Annotated in this window: 17 protein-coding genes and 1 riboswitch; of the genes, 6 read left to right on the plus strand and 11 right to left on the minus strand. The window is 51.3% G+C overall.

Going from position 1 to position 16,832, the window contains the following annotated elements:
• The first annotated feature begins 152 nt into the window (after positions 1 to 152).
• The 5 genes from lolC to pepT all read left to right on the plus strand — a co-directional run bounded on the left by lolC (position 153) and on the right by pepT (position 5,572).
• Positions 153 to 1,352: a lipoprotein-releasing ABC transporter permease subunit LolC gene (gene lolC, locus BM191_RS01675; RefSeq protein WP_092874258.1), complete on the plus strand. Its 1,200-nt coding sequence runs from the start codon at positions 153 to 155 to the stop codon at positions 1,350 to 1,352.
• Positions 1,345 to 2,049 carry a lipoprotein-releasing ABC transporter ATP-binding protein LolD gene (lolD, locus tag BM191_RS01680; protein ID WP_092874261.1) on the plus strand — a complete coding sequence of 235 codons (705 nt, stop codon included), beginning with the start codon at positions 1,345 to 1,347 and terminating at the stop codon, positions 2,047 to 2,049. Before lolC ends, lolD begins: the two co-directional genes overlap by 8 nt.
• Positions 2,049 to 3,293 (plus strand): lipoprotein-releasing ABC transporter permease subunit LolE, encoded by a 1,245-nt coding sequence (gene lolE, locus BM191_RS01685; RefSeq protein ID WP_092874264.1) that lies wholly within the window; start codon positions 2,049 to 2,051, stop codon positions 3,291 to 3,293. The genes lolD and lolE overlap by 1 nt, the downstream gene beginning before the upstream one ends.
• Positions 3,294 to 3,366: 73 nt before the next feature.
• Positions 3,367 to 4,200: a Sir2 family NAD+-dependent deacetylase gene (gene cobB / locus BM191_RS01690; protein ID WP_092874267.1), complete on the plus strand. Its 834-nt coding sequence runs from the start codon at positions 3,367 to 3,369 to the stop codon at positions 4,198 to 4,200.
• Positions 4,201 to 4,336: 136 nt separating this feature from the next.
• The gene (pepT, locus tag BM191_RS01695) at positions 4,337 to 5,572 is read left to right on the plus strand and encodes a peptidase T (protein WP_092874270.1); all 1,236 of its coding nucleotides are present in this window, start codon (positions 4,337 to 4,339) and stop codon (positions 5,570 to 5,572) included.
• 96 nt (positions 5,573 to 5,668) lie between these two features.
• On the opposite strand, the gene BM191_RS01700 is transcribed toward pepT, so the two are convergent.
• The 8 genes from BM191_RS01700 to rluE form a co-directional block, all read right to left on the minus strand.
• Positions 5,669 to 6,793 (minus strand): ribosomal protein uL16 3-hydroxylase, encoded by a 1,125-nt coding sequence (locus BM191_RS01700; protein ID WP_092874273.1) that lies wholly within the window; start codon positions 6,791 to 6,793, stop codon positions 5,669 to 5,671.
• Positions 6,794 to 6,847: 54 nt separating this feature from the next.
• Entirely contained in the window at positions 6,848 to 8,311 is a 1,464-nt protein-coding gene (gene phoQ, locus BM191_RS01705) for a two-component system sensor histidine kinase PhoQ (RefSeq protein ID WP_092874276.1), read from the minus strand.
• Positions 8,311 to 8,985 carry a two-component system response regulator PhoP gene (gene phoP, locus BM191_RS01710; protein WP_092874279.1) on the minus strand — a complete coding sequence of 225 codons (675 nt, stop codon included), beginning with the start codon at positions 8,983 to 8,985 and terminating at the stop codon, positions 8,311 to 8,313. The genes phoQ and phoP overlap by 1 nt, the downstream gene beginning before the upstream one ends.
• Before the next feature lie 129 nt (positions 8,986 to 9,114).
• Positions 9,115 to 10,485, minus strand: coding sequence for an adenylosuccinate lyase (purB, locus tag BM191_RS01715; RefSeq protein WP_092874282.1), 1,371 nt, complete (start codon positions 10,483 to 10,485; stop codon positions 9,115 to 9,117).
• A 20-nt stretch (positions 10,486 to 10,505) separates the two neighbouring features.
• Complete coding sequence (hflD, locus tag BM191_RS01720) at positions 10,506 to 11,156, minus strand: high frequency lysogenization protein HflD (protein WP_092874285.1); 651 nt, start codon at positions 11,154 to 11,156, stop codon at positions 10,506 to 10,508.
• A gap of 35 nt (positions 11,157 to 11,191) precedes the next feature.
• Positions 11,192 to 12,301: a tRNA 2-thiouridine(34) synthase MnmA gene (mnmA, locus tag BM191_RS01725; RefSeq protein WP_092874288.1), complete on the minus strand. Its 1,110-nt coding sequence runs from the start codon at positions 12,299 to 12,301 to the stop codon at positions 11,192 to 11,194.
• Positions 12,302 to 12,358: 57 nt separating this feature from the next.
• Positions 12,359 to 12,835 carry an NUDIX domain-containing protein gene (locus BM191_RS01730; RefSeq protein ID WP_092874291.1) on the minus strand — a complete coding sequence of 159 codons (477 nt, stop codon included), beginning with the start codon at positions 12,833 to 12,835 and terminating at the stop codon, positions 12,359 to 12,361.
• A 76-nt stretch (positions 12,836 to 12,911) separates the two neighbouring features.
• Positions 12,912 to 13,511: a 23S rRNA pseudouridine(2457) synthase RluE gene (gene rluE / locus BM191_RS01735; protein WP_092874294.1), complete on the minus strand. Its 600-nt coding sequence runs from the start codon at positions 13,509 to 13,511 to the stop codon at positions 12,912 to 12,914.
• 148 nt (positions 13,512 to 13,659) lie between these two features.
• Here rluE and icd point away from each other — a divergent pair, with 148 nt between their 5' ends.
• Positions 13,660 to 14,910 (plus strand): NADP-dependent isocitrate dehydrogenase, encoded by a 1,251-nt coding sequence (gene icd / locus BM191_RS01740; protein WP_092874297.1) that lies wholly within the window; start codon positions 13,660 to 13,662, stop codon positions 14,908 to 14,910.
• A gap of 494 nt (positions 14,911 to 15,404) precedes the next feature.
• Here icd and BM191_RS16690 read toward each other — a convergent pair whose 3' ends face one another.
• From BM191_RS16690 to BM191_RS01750, 3 genes are all read right to left on the minus strand, one after another.
• A complete protein-coding gene (locus BM191_RS16690; protein ID WP_177203272.1) occupies positions 15,405 to 15,554 on the minus strand; it encodes a hypothetical protein in 150 nt (49 codons plus the stop codon).
• A gap of 182 nt (positions 15,555 to 15,736) precedes the next feature.
• Positions 15,737 to 16,108 (minus strand): fluoride efflux transporter CrcB, encoded by a 372-nt coding sequence (gene crcB / locus BM191_RS01745; protein WP_092874300.1) that lies wholly within the window; start codon positions 16,106 to 16,108, stop codon positions 15,737 to 15,739.
• 86 nt (positions 16,109 to 16,194) lie between these two features.
• Positions 16,195 to 16,262: riboswitch (Fluoride riboswitch) on the minus strand.
• A gap of 63 nt (positions 16,263 to 16,325) precedes the next feature.
• On the minus strand, positions 16,326 to 16,592 hold the full coding sequence (locus tag BM191_RS01750; RefSeq protein ID WP_230479478.1) for a biofilm development regulator YmgB/AriR family protein: 267 nt from the start codon (positions 16,590 to 16,592) through the stop codon (positions 16,326 to 16,328).
• Positions 16,593 to 16,832: the final 240 nt, after the last annotated feature.

A 16,832-nucleotide genomic window follows, 5' to 3' on the forward strand; every position in this document is an offset into this window, starting at 1 on the left:
TTTTGTTGTTTTTTTATTCATTAGCGCGTTCTCTGCGAATAAGTTGACAAAACAAAGTACTTAACACATGGGTTCAGTGGTTCCATATCGTGCAGCGGTACTTTATTATGCGGGGTTAACTTCCCGCTTCGAGCGCTACAAAGACGGATTTCATGTATCAACCTGTTGCGTTATTTATTGGCCTGCGTTACATGCGTGGACGCGCCTCCGATCGCTTTGGTCGGTTTGTCTCCTGGCTATCGGCTATCGGTATTACGCTCGGCGTGATGGCACTGGTGACCGTACTCTCGGTGATGAATGGCTTTGAGAAGGAGCTGGAAAAAAGCACTCTCAACCTGATGCCCCAGGCGCTGATTACCAGCGAACAGGGATCGATAAATCCTGTCAGCCATCCAGCCAGCCAGCTGAAACTTAACGGTGTCAGCAATATTACGCCACTCACCACGGGCGATGTGGTGATGCAAAGCGCCACCAGTGTTGGCGTAGGCGTGATGATCGGTATCAATCCCGGAGAAAAAGATCCGCTGCTGCGCTTTCTGATTAACGGCAATGCCGATGTATTACAGCCCGGCAAATATAACGTGATCCTTGGTGAACCGCTTGCCAGCCAGCTTGGTGTGACACTCGGTGACCGGTTACGCCTGATGGTGCCCTCGGCCAGCCAGTTTACGCCCGTGGGGCGTATTCCCAGCCAACGTTTGTTTACCGTTGCTGGTATCTATGCCGCTAACAGCGACGTCGACAGCTACCAGATTTTGGTCAATCAACAGGATGCTTCGCGACTGATGCTTTATCCTGCTGGCAATATTACCGGCTGGCGCCTTTGGTTAAAAAATCCACTGGATGTCGACAGCCTCAGTCATCAGACGCTGCCAGCCGGTATGGTCTGGAAAGACTGGCGCGCACGTAAAGGCGAACTGTTTCAGGCCGTACGGATGGAAAAAAATATGATGGGCTTGCTGTTAAGCCTGATTGTTGCCGTCGCGGTATTTAATATTCTTACCTCGCTTGGCCTGTTGATTATGGAAAAACAGAGCGAAGTAGCAATTCTGCAAACGCAGGGGTTGACCCGCCGCCAGATAGTGGCGGTATTCATGGTTCAGGGGGCGAGCGCGGGGATCGTTGGATCGCTGATGGGAACGCTACTTGGCGTATTGTTGTCCAGTCAACTCAATAGCCTGATGCCGATGATTGGTCTGTTTCTTGACGGCGCGGCGTTACCGGTTGCTATCTCCGGTTCGCAGGTGGTGACTATTATGCTGGTCGCGATGCTGGTCGCTCTGCTTTCTACGCTTTATCCCTCCTGGCGCGCCGCCGCCGTTCAACCCGCTGAGGCTTTACGTTATGAGTGATGCATTACTGTTGCAGTGTGACAAACTGTGTAAACGCTATTTGGAAGGCAGCGTGCAGACGGAAGTTTTGCGCGATGTATCTTTCGGCATCACGCCAGGCGAGATGGTGGCCGTAGTGGGTAGCTCAGGGTCGGGTAAAAGCACCCTGATGCACCTGTTAGGCGGGCTGGATACCCCAACTTCCGGTGAGGTGATTTTCAACGGCAAAGCGTTGAGTAAACTCTCACCGGCGGCCCGTGCTGATTTGCGCAATAAACACCTTGGTTTTATTTATCAGTTCCATCATTTGCTGCCCGATTTCAGCGCGTTGGAGAATGTGGCAATGCCGCTGCTTATTGGCAAAAAAGGGCGGGCCGAGGCGCAAAAACAGGCGCTGGAAATGCTCAAAGCAGTCGGCCTTTTGCCGCGTGCATCGCACCGCCCCTCCGAGCTGTCAGGCGGCGAGCGCCAACGCGTAGCGATTGCGCGGGCGCTGGTGAACAATCCGTGTCTGGTGCTGGCTGATGAACCCACCGGCAACCTTGATGCCCGCAATGCCGATGCCGTTTTCGATCTGCTTGGTGAGTTAAACGTACGTCAGGGAACAGCGTTCCTGGTCGTGACCCATGACTTGCATTTGGCAAAACGTCTGCCGCGTCAAATGGAGATGCGTGACGGACAGCTGAGCTCGGATGTTACGCTGGCGGGTAGGTTGTAATGGCCGGGTCTCTCTCTTTTCTGCTTGGGTTGCGCTTTAGTCGCGGGCGCCGTCGCGGCGGTATGGTATCGCTGATATCAGTTATCTCAACCGTTGGTATCGCGCTTGGCGTTGCCGTGCTGATTATTGGTCTCAGTGCGATGAACGGGTTTGAACGTGAGCTGAACAATCGCATTCTTGCAGTGGTGCCACAGGGTGAAATTGAGCCGGTTAATCAGCCCTTTAACGGTTGGCCACAGATGCTGTCCGTGGTGCGTAATGTACCCGGCGTTGCGGCGGCAGCACCCTACGTTAACTTTACCGGCCTGATAGAAAGTGCCGCGAAGTTAGAGGCCATTCAGATAAAAGGGGTTGATCCAAAGCAGGAGATGCAGCTCAGTGCGCTGCCACACTACGTGCGTAATAACGCCTGGCAGAGTTTTAGTGCGGGAAAACATCAGATAATTCTCGGTCACGGCGTGGCCAATAGCCTGAAGGTGAAGCAGGGAGACTGGGTCTCAATCATGATCCCCAATAGCGATCCCGCGCACAAATTATTACAGCCCAAACGTGTGCGCCTGCAGGTCAGCGGTATTCTGCAACTGAGTGGCATGCTGGATCATAGCCTGGCGCTGGTGCCGCTGGCTGATGCGCAAAAATATCTTGATATGGGCAACAGCGTCACCGGTATTGCCATCAAGGCGAAGGACCCCTTCAGCGCGAATAAGCTGGTGCGCACCGCAGGTGAAGCGACCAGGGCTTACGTCTATATCCGCAGCTGGATTGGTACCTACGGTTATATGTATCGCGATATTCAGATGATCCGCGCCATTATGTATCTGGCGATGGTGCTGGTGATTGGCGTTGCCTGTTTTAACATTGTTTCTACACTGGTGATGGCGGTTAAGGATAAAAGCAGTGACATCGCGGTGCTGCGTACCCTCGGTGCCAGAGATGGTCTGATCCGCGCGATATTTGTCTGGTACGGACTGCTGGCCGGACTGATTGGTAGCCTGAGCGGTGTGGCGGTCGGTGTGCTGGTTTCGCTAAATCTGACGCCAATCATGCGCGGGATTGAAGCCGTTACGGGTTATCATTTCTTGTCAGGCGATATCTATTTTATTGATTTTTTACCCTCCGAGTTGCACTGGCGGGACGTGGTGATTGTACTGGTGACTGCATTGCTGTTAACTCTGATCGCCAGCTGGTATCCGGCGCGGCGTGCCAGTCGTATCGATCCGGCGCGCGTGCTAAGCGGGCAGTAATGCCGCGGTTTTATTACCACGTCAGGTGGGTAAATCACGCCTGACCTGATTTCAGGAAGCTGAGGATTTTTTTATGCGCATTTCCCGTCGGCGTCTGCGCCTGACTCGTTATAAAAAGTGCCGCCGTCTGGTGCATCAGCGCTTCAGGCAGCGAATTTTTGAACGCGATCGCCATCTTGAAATGTCCCGGCATACTTTACCTAACGTAGTGATTCTTACCGGCGCAGGGATCTCTGCGGAATCCGGTATACGCACCTTTCGTGCGGCAGATGGCTTGTGGGAGGAGCATCGGGTGGAGGATATTGCTACGCCTGAGGGGTTTGCCCGTAATCCTCGGTTGGTGCAGGCGTTTTACAATGCTCGCCGCCAGCAGCTACAACAGCCCGATATTTCGCCCAATCCGGCGCACACAGCACTGGCGTCGCTGGAGAGAGTGCTGGGAGATAACCTGCTGATCGTGACGCAAAATATCGACAATCTGCATGAGCGTGCTGGCAACGCTAACGTTATTCATATGCACGGCGAGCTTCTCAAGGTTCGCTGTACACAAAGTGGGCAAATTTTGGACTGGGCGGACGAGGTGACCGACAATGACCGCTGTCACTGCTGCCAGTTTCCGGCCCCACTGCGCCCGCACGTGGTGTGGTTTAGTGAAATGCCTCTGCAGATGGATGATATTTATCAGGCGATTGCCGGGGCGGATTACTTTCTGGCGATCGGGACCTCAGGCCACGTATATCCGGCTGCGGGCTTTGTCCATGAGGCTAAGCTACATGGAGCGCATACCGTTGAGCTGAACCTGGAGCCCAGCCAGGTGAATAGTGAATTCGATGAGAAAATATACGGACCGGCCAGCGAAGTCGTGCCGGCCTGGGTGAGCAAATTTATCCATCAAATTAAGCGCTAAGTTTTCTGCCAGCGTCGGGGCGCGGCAAAGCCGCCGCTTCCCGGCGGCGAATATAATTGCGCAAATAATTAACCTGCCTCAACATTTCTTTGTCCGCAGCTGATAATAATAAAATGAATTCTCAACGGGATAGTTTATGACGCAATTACTGGAACGTTTTCTTAACTATGTCGCGATTGATTCGCAGTCCAAACCCCATGCCAGGCAGGTACCAAGCAGTCAGGGCCAGTGGCAAATGGCTGAGCTATTGAAAAAGGAGCTGCAAGATCTTGGTCTGGCCAATATCAGCCTGAGTGAACAGGGCATTCTGATGGCGACCCTGCCTGGTAACGTTGACTGGCCGGTTCCCACAGTTGGTTTTATTGCGCATGTCGATACTTCACCGGATTTTACTGCAAAACACGTGCGGCCACAGGTGATTGAAAACTATCGTGGCGGTGATATTGCGCTGGGAATAGGTGATGAAATTCTTTCGCCGGTACGTTTTCCTGTGCTGCATCAGCTGATTGGGCATACGTTGATTACCACGAATGGTAAAACGCTGCTCGGGGCTGATGATAAAGCCGGCGTAGCGGAAATAGTGACGGCTATTGCTGAACTGAAAAGCGGCGATCAACCACACGGTGATATCCGCATTGCCTTTACACCGGATGAAGAGATTGGTCGTGGTGCGCGGTATTTCGACGTCGATCTGTTCGATGCCGATTGGGCTTATACCGTGGACGGCGGCGGCATTGGTGAGTTTGAATATGAAAATTTTAATGCCGCATCGGTTACAGTAAACATTACCGGTAACAACGTTCATCCGGGCAGCGCGAAAAATGTGATGGTCAATGCGTTGGAGTTGGCGGTGCGCTTTCAGTCAGCCATCCCGCAACAGGAACAGCCGCAGCACACCGAAGGTTATGAAGGTTTTTTTCACCTGCATGGCATGAAAGGAACGGTAGAATCGGCGGAAATGCATTACATCATTCGCGATCATCAGCGGGAGCGGTTTGAAGAGCGTAAGGCAATGATGTACACGATTGCCAACGCTATTAACAGGACGTTAAGTGACGGCTGCGGTATTGCGCTTAGCATGAGCGATAGCTATTACAATATGCGTGAAAAAGTTGAAGTGCATCCGCATATCATCGATCTGGCGCTGCAGGCGATGCGCGATTGTAACATTGTGCCTGATGTTAAACCTATTCGGGGGGGGACCGACGGCGCGGCTTTATCCTTCAAGGGGCTGCCCTGTCCAAATCTTTTTACCGGGGGCTTTAATTATCACGGTAAGCATGAGTTCGCATCGCTGGATATCATGCAACAGTCGGTTGAAGTGATTAAGCGTATTGCGCTGCTAACCGCCGAAGGCGGTCGCCCGGTTTAGTCGCCTGCGGGGCGAAACGGGCAGAGATAGTTGAGATATCGTCGGAGCTGAAATCTGAACGGGCCGGAACAGGATTCCGGCCCGTTTTCGTTGATGCTATTCTGCGCTGAAATACCAGTAACCGCCGTTAACCAGCGTAGTCAGCTGCGCCAGAAATGCGGGATCGTCAAGCGTTGCTCCCAGCACTGCTTTATTTAATGTCAGATGCTGTGTCAATGCCTGGAGGCCACTCTGGTTATCGCACGCCAGCTGCTCGCCGTTAACGAATACCCGATCGTCAATTTTCAGCACCCGCAGACCGCCAAGTCGAGTCAGGTTGTCGCCTCCGATCAGTGCTTCATTAATTTCATCAGGCTGATAGGGCGGCTCCGGTGGCGCGATGTCCAGCTCATGACGCGATTGAGAAATAAACTCGCCAAACCACTGGCGAAAGCTTTCCGGTTGTTGAATGAGCTGCAGCATTTTGGCCTGAATGTCCGCCATCTCCTGCGGCAAAATCACGGCGGACTGACTGCGTTGCAAAATATCGGGATCGCTATAGCGTTCGCCACCCAGTTCGTGCTGCAAGGTGTAGTCGGCAAACCCACTGATCAGCTCACGCCCGCTTGGTGCGCGAAAACCAACGGAATAGTTAAGCGCATTCTCCAGTGAGTATCCCTCATGAGGGAACCCTGGCGGAATATAAAGAATATCACCCGGCTCCATCTCTTCATCAATGATGGCATTAAAAGGGGCAACCTGAAGCAGGTCGGGATGAGGGCAGTGCTGCTTCATGGGTGTTTTTTCGCCAACGCGCCAGCGACGGCGGCCTGTTCCCTGAATGATAAATACATCGTACTGGTCGAGATGTGGGCCAACGCCGCCTCCCGGCACAGAGAATGAAATCATTAAATCATCAATACGCCAGTCAGGTAGCGCGCGGAAGGAGCGCATTAACCGCCCAGCGGACTCATGCCAGTGATCGACCGCCTGTACCAGCAATGACCAGTTTGTTTCACCGAGATGATCGTAACTTTCAAAAGGACCGTGGCTGACCTGCCATTTTCCTTCCTGGTGGCTAATCAACCGACTGTCAACTTCGTTCTCCATTGCCAACCCGGCGAGTTCGTCAGGAGAAATTGGGTCGACGAAGTTTTTGAATCCCTGTTTTAATACCACCGGGCGTTTTTGCCAGTAGCGCTGGAGAAAGTCGGGCCAGTTGAGATCGAGCTGATAGTCCATATTGGCGTCCTGAACGCAGTAAATGACGGGAATTATAACAGCCTGAACGTCCGGTCAGCCATTGCTATCGGCTATATCCTGACGACGAAAGTAAACCTCCATCCGTGCCCCGCCGAGCGGGGCGCTACTGATTTGGATATCACCTTTATACTGTTCCAGAATGTCGCGAGCCACTGCCAGGCCAAGACCCTGTCCTGGACGCATGGTGTCCACGCGTTGTCCACGCTGAAAAATGATATCGCGCTTGCTGTCCGGGATACCGGGACCATCATCGTCAACAATCAGGCAAAGTATATCTCCCGCCTGGCGTGCGCTAATTTCGACGAACTCAAGACAATACTTGCAGGCGTTGTCCAGCACGTTGCCCATCACTTCCATAAAGTCATTTTGCTCACCAATGAAGGTCACTTCAGGGGATATATCCAGCGTAAGGTCGACGCCTTTTCGCTGATAGACCTTATTCAGCGCAGAGCAGAGGCTATCGACCAGGGCCGGAACAGAGTGTATTTCACGTTTTAACACGCTGTGATCGGCCTGCATGGTTGCGCGCTTCAGGTAATAGCCTATCTGGCTGGAGATGCGGCTGATTTGCTCCAGCATCACCGGCTCTATTTGCTCAATTGACTGTGGCCTGGCACCACGTAGCGCCCTTAATGAACTTTGCAGCACTGCCAGCGGCGTTTTCATGCTGTGCGTAAGATCGGCAAGCGTGGTCTGATAACGAGTGTAACGTTTGCGCTCACTTTCCAGTAGCAAGTTGAGATTGCGGACCATCCGACGTAGTTCGCGCGGTGGCTGTGGATCGAGAGTTTCCCGCTGCCCGGTTTCCAGTTCCCGGACCTGACTGGCCAGAACGTCAATGGGACGCAGGCTCCAGTTAGCGGCTAACCACAACAGCGGCACGACCAGCAGCAGGTTGAGAAGTAGCACGTAGCTGAACCAGGTCCAGACGACATCTGAATGTTGAAGTTCCTGAGGCATCGAGTCGACGACTACAATAGTCAGTTCTGGCAGATGTTTGGTTGCGCGATAGCGATTAACCGCGACTGAGTGGGTAAAGGTATCATTACCATCGTCATCGTAAGCGGTGATCTGGTTCTGAGCGTCCGGGTTATTGCCCAGCGCTTCCCGGCTGGTCTGATTAGTGGTTTCAATTTCATAGAAATTAGATCGTTTTAACCAGTAGGGCTTGATTTTATTGCGTATTTCGGGTGCAGGACGTTGTTGCCAAAGCAGCTGGCCCTGGTCATTATAAATGAAAATCAGAGTAGGGAAGTTAAGGTTAAACCCCTTTGGATGACCAATGGTCAATTTGCCATCGTGCCATTGCGCGAGACTGTACAGTAAATTGCTCTCACCTCGCATGATTCGGTAGCCATTTTTATCAAAACTGACTACATAGCCTACGACCGCCACCATGCCATAAGCCAGCGATAAAACCAGGACGATTACCGCAGTGGCCAGCAGAAAACGCACGCGTAATGAAAAAGGCCTCGCGCCCGCAAACCAGCGCTTCATCAGTCTGGTAGATCGAAGCGGTAACCCTGGCCTCTGACGGTGGTAATAACATCCGTCGGATATTGACTGAGCATCTTTTTACGCAGTCGTCCCATTAGTACGTCTATGGTATGACTCTCACGCAGTTCAGCATCGGGATAAAGCTGTAGCATCAAAGAGTCTTTGCTGACGACTTTACCCGCATTGCGGATGAGCGTCTCAATAATGGTGTATTCGAAAGCGGTAAGTTTGATCGGGTACGCACTGATGGTTAGCTCACGGCGCGATAAGTCAATCTGGAATGGATCGAGGGTTATCAACTGTGAAGCGAGCCCGCTGTTGCGCCGCATCAGCGCCTGTAGGCGGGCTGACACTTCTTCAATGTGAAAAGGTTTAGTGACGTAATCATCGGCACCGGCCTCCAGCGCTTCAACTTTTGCCTGCCAGCCGTCACGTGCGGTCAGAACCATAATAGGTTGCTTAATCCCGTCATTACGCCAACGGCGAATCAGACTCATGCCATCTTCATCCGGCAAGCCAAGATCAACCAGCGCAATATCCGGAATATGCTCCTGCAGAAAGTAATCTGCTTCCCGTGCATCCTCGGCAGCGTCGACCTGATGACCTAACTCACGTAGCTGTACGGCAAGATGGTGACGCAGCAGGGCATTATCTTCCACAACCAGAACGCGCATAGTCTGTTCCTTATATTTATGACTTATTCAATCACATGATATCTAATTATAGTCGTGAGGAAATAAACCACAGATTAACGTAAACAGTAAGTCAACACCCCCATCCCCAGAGGGTGTAGAAATTACAGACTACTTAAGATCGTCTACCATCTGACTGGCCCGGCCGAGATAGTTTGCCGGGGTCATTTGCTTCAGTCGCTCTTTTTCATGCTCCGGCAGCGCCAGTTCGTCGATAAAGGTGCGCATTCCTGCCGCATCGACGCGCTTGCCTCGAGTTAATTCTTTTAGTTTCTCATAAGGTTTTTCAATACCATAACGTCGCATTACTGTCTGTACTGGCTCTGCCAGAACTTCCCAGTTCAGGTCCAGTTCCGCCAGCAGACGCTCGTGGTTGACTTCCAGCTTGGAGATGCCTTTAAGCGTAGCCTGATAAGCTATCAGCGCGTAACCGATGCCAACGCCGAGATTACGCAGTACGGTAGAGTCGGTAAGATCACGTTGCCAGCGGGACACTGGCAGCTTACTGGCCAGATGCTGCATCATCGCATTAGCCAAACCGAGATTGCCTTCGGAATTCTCGAAATCAATAGGATTGACTTTATGTGGCATAGTTGATGAGCCAATTTCACCTGCGATAGTTTTCTGTCTGAAGTGGTTTAGCGCAACATAGCCCCAAATATCGCGATCGAAATCAATCAGAATAGTATTGAAGCGCCCGATGCAATCAAAGAGTTCGGCAATATAATCATGCGGTTCGATCTGCGTGGTATAGGGATTCCAGCCTATGCCCAGCGAGGTAACGAAGCTTTCGCTGAGCTGATGCCAGTCGACTTCCGGGTAGGCAGCAATATGAGCATTGTAGTTGCCGACAGCACCATTGATCTTACCGAGGATTTCCACGCGTTCCAGCTGACGCAATTGACGGGCTAAGCGATAAGCGACGTTAGCCATTTCTTTGCCCATCGTAGAAGGGGTTGCCGGTTGGCCGTGAGTGCGACATAGCAGAGGGATATCGCGGTATTCTGCAGCCAGCCTTTTCACCTCGGCAATAATCTGGCTCCAGAGGGGGATAAGCACCTCACGCCGGGCGGTTTCCAGCATCAGCGCGTGGGAAAGATTGTTGATATCTTCAGAAGTGCAGGCAAAGTGAATAAACTCTGACACTGCCTGTAACGCGGGTATCTCTGCGACTTTTTCTTTAAGAAAATACTCTACGGCTTTAACGTCATGGTTGGTGGTGCGCTCAATCGTTTTAATTCGTGCCGCATCCTGTTCTGAAAAAGTGGAGACTATTTGGTCAAGGAAAGCGTTTGCGTCCCGATCAAATAAGGGAACTTCTTTAATTTCTGCACATTCGGCCAGCTTCTGTAACCAGCGCACTTCCACCTCGACGCGAAATTTCAGTAAGCCAAACTCACTGAAAATTGCACGCAGCGGGCTGACTTTTTCGCCGTAACGGCCATCGATGGGGGATACGGCGGTCAGAGAGGATAACTCCATAGGGGCAACTCCTGGATTGGTTAACAGTTAGTTGAGTGCGACATTAATCGGTCTAGCATCTTTTTCGCCTCGCCAGTGAGACGGGCGCGAGAAAACATCAATTGCAGGCGACCACCGCCAACCTGGCGCCAGAGCACTGCGGAACGCATACCGGCCAGTAATGACGCCCGCACTTTGCTTTGCAGCTGTGCATTTTGCAGCATGGCCGATGACCCGGTAACCTGAATACGGGGCCCGAGTGGGCTAATGACGTCAACGTAGATGCCAGCCATCGCGCTAAGAAGGGTGGGTGACATTAACTCGTAGTGAGCCAGTTGACGATCCAGCTGAGCGATACGCTGACCAAGTTCGTCCAGGGCATTCTGATTTTTACTTAATTTGCTTTCCAGCATCATCAGACTCAGGGTATAGCGTGTCAGCTCAGCGCCAGCTCCCTGTCGGCCGCTACTGTTGAACACGGCCAATAGCGTTTCAAGTCCTGGGCGCAGATTAGCTTCATCGTTGCCGAAAACTGCCAGGGTTGATGAGGGGCTGAGATCCAGCAGGCTGCTCAACGAAACGTTCAGCGCCTGCTGATCACAATGTCCATGATGTGCCAGCTGCTGTACCAGATGGGCAGCCTGGCAAACCCCGGCCAGCGCCAGAGTAATTTCATAATAGTTTTTTGCCATGTTTGTTTGCTCCCTTAGCGGCCGGTGTAAATTACTTAGGCGTCGACCAGCGGTAAACGCTGTTCGATAATGCCGCCGCCAAGACACACTTCATCCAGATAAAACACCGCCGACTGGCCGGGAGTAACCGCGGCGACAGGCACGTCGAAACGTACCTCGATACGGTCCTCCCCCAGCGGCGTTACATCGCATGGAATATCGGCCTGGCGATAACGTGTCTTAACCGTACAGCGTAATGGGGCGCTCAGTGGCTGGCGATCAATCCAATGCAGTTGTTGAGCGATAAGACCGACCGACATCAGCCGCGGATGGTCAGCGCCCTGAGCAACAATCAATTGGTTGTTGGCGAGATCTTTATCGACCACATACCAGGGTTCATCGCGGGCATCTTTCATGCCGCCAATGCCAAGCCCTTTGCGCTGGCCGAGAGTATGGTACATCAGTCCCTGATGCTCTCCCACAATGTCGCCATCAATGCTGAGGATCGCACCGGGTTGCGCCGGTATATAACGGCCGAGAAAATCGCGAAACTTACGCTCGCCTATAAAACAGATGCCGGTTGAGTCTTTTTTCTTTGCGGTAATCAATTGCTGCGCTTCGGCCAGAAGGCGTACTTCCGGTTTGTTTAATTCGCCGACCGGAAATAAACTTTGGGTCAGCTGCTGGTGGCTCAGTGTATAAAGGAAATAGCTTTGATCCTTGTTCTCATCGAGCCCGCGTAGCAGCGCACCTTTGCCATTGTTGTCAGCACGGCGAACGTAGTGTCCGGTGGCGATAAAATCGGCCCCCAGATCTTCAGCGGCATACTCAAGAAAGGCTTTAAATTTGATCTCTTTGTTGCAAAGAATATCCGGGTTTGGCGTGCGGCCCGCTTTATATTCGGCAAGAAAATGTTCGAAGACATTATCCCAGTATTCGGCGGCGAAATTAATGGTATGTAGCGGAATGTTCAGCTTGTCGCATACCGCCTGGGCATCGGCCAGATCTTCCGCGGAAGTACAGTACTCCTCACCGTCATCTTCTTCCCAGTTCTTCATGAACAGACCTTCCACCTGGTATCCCTGCTGAAGCAGTAACCAGGCGGATACAGAGGAATCAACGCCGCCGGACATTCCGACGATCACTTTTTTCTGGCTGTCAGACATGGGTCATACTCAAGATTAAGGTCGTACACGCGACCGCGAAAAAGGCGGCATAGTCTATCATGCGTAGCTGGCCTGCGCATCTTCGTTAAATGGCCACTGGAAGGCGCTTAACATACTCAATGGGTAGCGCACGCCCTGTTGATAAATACGCAGGCTTTCGGCAACCAGCGGTGAACGTAACTTTTTACCGGCATTAACGATTTCTTCGGCGCTCAGCCACCAGCCGCAGTCGATATCGCGATCGTTGGGGTGGGGCTCAATTCGCCGGGGCAGATCGAGGGCAAAAAGAAAGCGCAGAAAGGGCGTATTATCCGGGGCGATCCATTGATGAAGGTGCAAAAATACCTGTGGAACCGCCTCAATACCGGTTTCTTCGTACAGCTCACGCACGGCAGCCTGGAGTAGCGTTTCATCGGCCTCAAGGTGGCCTGCAGGTTGATTCCAGGTCGGACGGCCTCGTACCCGCTCTTCTACCACTAAAAAAAGATTTTCAGCTTGCACCACGGTAGCGACCGTGACGTGGGGTTTAAACATGTTAGCGCTCCTAAGAAAGAAGTAGCTTTCGACAGTAGCAGAGTCTCCGACAGTTCTGAAGCCCGCGACTTTCTGGTTAGGTTAACTCCTGCCACTTGCCGCAGGCCAGTTTTCCCAGGCTGTATTCGCCCAGCGCATAGCGAATTAACCGCAACGTCGGGAAGCCAATATGTGCCGTCATCCGTCGGATCTGACGATTACGCCCTTCATATAAGGTTATTTTCAGCCAGCTGGTGGGGATCGATTTTCTTTCACGGATCGGCGGCTGGCGGGGCCAGAGCCAGCCGGGAGCGCTGACTAGCTCCACCGATGCAGGTAGCGTCGGACCATCTTTGAGATTAACGCCATCGCGTAGCCGCTGCAGTGGGGATTCGTCGGGTTCACCCTCAACCTGAACGTAATAAATCTTACCGGTTCGTTTACCCGGCAGCGTCAGCCGGGCTTGCAGCGCACCGTCATTCGTCAGCACCATCAGGCCCTCACTGTCTCGATCCAGGCGGCCAGCAGCATAAATACCGGCAATGTCTATGTAATCTTTTAGCGTGGCGCGGCCAAGTTGATCGGTAAATTGCGGCAGCACATCGTAAGGTTTATTGAACAGTACCACCCGCGGCAGAGCGTTGACTTGTGCATTTGGCGGAGGCTTACGGCTGTAACGTTGAGGTTTATAATTCATAAGCGACGCTTTTCACCTATCTCTGCAGTAACGGTTAATCGGCGCATTATAGCTTAGCGGCGAGGAGATTGGCGCGAAGATAATATTCAAGTAGTATTGACGAGCATCTTACAAATCATTAACAAAAGATCGCTCTAAGGAGAAGTTAATGGAAAGCAAAGTGGTTGTTCCGTCGGAAGGTAAAAAAATCACCCTGGAACAGGGCAAACTCAACGTACCAAATAATCCTGTTATCCCGTTTATAGAAGGGGATGGCATTGGTGTTGACGTCTCGCCTGTGATGATCAAAGTGGTGGATGCCGCCGTACAGAAAGCTTACAAGGGCGAGCGTAAAATCTCCTGGATGGAAATTTACACGGGTGAGAAGTCCGTTGAGCTATACGGGCAGAATGTCTGGCTACCCCAGGAGACCCTCGATCTGATTAAAGAGTACCGCGTCGCCATCAAAGGCCCATTGACCACGCCGGTTGGCGGTGGTATCCGCTCTCTGAACGTTGCCCTGCGCCAGCAGCTGGATCTTTACATCTGTCTGCGTCCGGTTCGTTATTATAAAGGTACGCCAAGCCCGGTAAAACGCCCTGAAGATACTGATATGATCATCTTCCGTGAAAACTCAGAAGATATCTACGCGGGGATTGAATGGAAAGCCGGTACGGCTGAAGCGGATAAAGTAATCAAATTCCTGCGTGAAGAGATGGGCGTGAAGAAAATTCGTTTTGCCCAGCAGTGTGGTATCGGTATCAAACCTTGTTCTGAAGAAGGCACTAAGCGTCTGGTACGTGCAGCAATTGAATACGCTATCACTAACGATCGTGACTCTGTGACCCTGGTCCATAAAGGGAATATCATGAAGTTCACCGAAGGGGCGTTCAAGGACTGGGGCTATCAGCTGGCGCGTGAAGAATTTGGTGGAGAGCTGATTGACGGCGGTCCGTGGATTAAGGTCAAAAATCCAAAAACCGGCAAAGACATTGTGATAAAAGATGTGATTGCCGACGCCTTCCTGCAGCAGATCCTGCTGCGTCCGGCTGAGTATGATGTTATTGCCTGTATGAATCTGAACGGGGATTACATTTCTGATGCGCTTGCGGCACAGGTTGGTGGTATCGGTATTGCACCTGGTGCCAATATCGGTGATGAATGCGCGCTCTTTGAAGCGACGCACGGTACGGCACCTAAGTATGCCGGTCAGGATAAAGTAAATCCGGGCTCAGTTATTCTTTCCGCTGAAATGATGCTGCGTCACATGGGCTGGACAGAAGCCGCCGACTTAATTGTTAAAGGAATGGAAGGGGCGATTGCCGCCAAAACCGTGACCTATGACTTTGAACGTTTGATGGACGGCGCTAAGCTGCTGAAATGCTCAGAGTTTGGCGATGCTATCGTTAAAAATATGTAAGCAATTACGGTAATATATGGCCAACATGATTTGTTGATTTTATGTTGGCTATCTGATCTCCGCGTCTTTTCCTGAACTGTACAATAGCTAAGCCATTACATGGCTAATACAGCCCATTCATTACACCGATCATCATTATATTTATCGGTCATTTTTGCGATTTATGGCCTGATAGTTTTTGCGTCTCCAGCCTCCCCCCTGTTCCCGTTACAGATGTTCAGACAGAGAGCGCTGTTGACGAGACGTTGGCGCGGTTTCCTCCGGCCATGTTATAGCGCACCGATTCTTGGTATTCAACATCTAGCCGTGTGGCGATAGCCAAACACGTGTTCTCCTTGATTGCTTGTGAGGGGGTGAGTCGAAAATGCACCAGATACTGATTTATTAACATGTTCAGATCTCAGTAAAATAATGATTGTCCCATAGGTGAGATCCCGCAGGGCGATCAGATGCGATAACGTTGAGCAGGTAAAAGCAGCCATCATGCAATAGGTTTACGCGAGATCGGTAGTGAACGGAGGCGGTGATGCCAGCTCATTTGAGTTGTCTGCACTATCAATCTCAAGCGCAGTCAGCATTGTGAAGAAGTTGCCAGTAGTCGATATGGGCCAGCTCTGACTGTAAATCAGATTATTATCGCGCACAATGAACAGCCATTCCTGAAACCTGAAAGGATTTTGTCAATTGTGAATTTCTGACTATCATCGCAATGAAATATAGGTTTACATTTTCGACTAAAAATGCCCAACAATGAATTCCCTTATTGTGATTTATTGGTTGTGATGCGTGCTGGCGGTAGGCTTGAGGTGCACCCACCGCCAAATTGCTATAACGCATTGATCAACATATAGCCCAACGCCGTCATTATTAGTGAACCGGTAACGTGTATGAAAATTGAGGTGAAGGCCCAGAGAATATTTCCAGCCTGAAATGAGCTGACAACTTCCGCTGAAAAGGTAGAGAAGGTTGTCATTCCACCACAAAGTCCAGTGGTTATCAGTAGTTTCCATGCCGGATCAAGCTGGGGGTTTTTCATAAACCAGGCCATAGCAGCACCGATGATAAACCCGCCTGCCAGGTTAACCAGCAACGTGCCGGGGGGAAGTGAGGGGAAGGTAGGATTAAGTTTTACCGCCAGTAACCATCGAATAACGCAGCCAACGGAACCGCCAATAATAACGGCCAGTAACGATTTCATTTAAATGACCTCTCTGTGAGTTTAACGGGGAGAGGCCAGCACGGAATATAAAGATAAACGCCTGGCATCCCCATAAAGTTAAGGATTGTTTGCCAGGCGTCATCAGCCCAAAAAGGGCGGTTGGGGCAGGTGGAACGCCATCACCCGATGCCGCCAATGTAGCTATAATCATCGAGAAAATCAATCTGCGTTGCCTGAGGTTACGACCGCATGGTTATCAGAACGTGTCATCCGGGGTGTTTTGTACTACAACTTCCAGCGCTTTGCGCAGGATGTCATGATTAACTGGCTCCTGTTCAATCTCCATGCGTACCAACAGTGCACTTATAATGTCTTTATTACTGACGAAGCTTCTGTGCGCCGACAGTTCGGCCAGAATTTGGCTGATGACTTGTGATTCACTGTGCAACACGTCGGCGCTTTCGTTAAAGAACTCAGCGATACGCGTTGAATGTGATGCAACAACTGCAGACATATCGGTCATTGTGATGCCTCAATATAGTGGTCGAGCCAGAAACTTGCGAAATCATACAAAATTGCCCTGTGGTAGTTTTAATAAAGTTGTACAACGTTAAACGTTGAAAAAATTATTATACCCGCCGCGTCATTGCGCGTTTACGTTACCTACTCATTTGTATGCAGACTGAAAGCCACTTAAACTTATACAATAAATCTAATTCTGTACAATTAACCTTTGAGCATTTCGTGCTTTTCAGTCATGCAC

It is taken from the genome of Izhakiella capsodis (genome assembly GCF_900115045.1).
In the GTDB taxonomy this organism is placed as follows: domain Bacteria; phylum Pseudomonadota; class Gammaproteobacteria; order Enterobacterales; family Enterobacteriaceae; genus Izhakiella; species Izhakiella capsodis.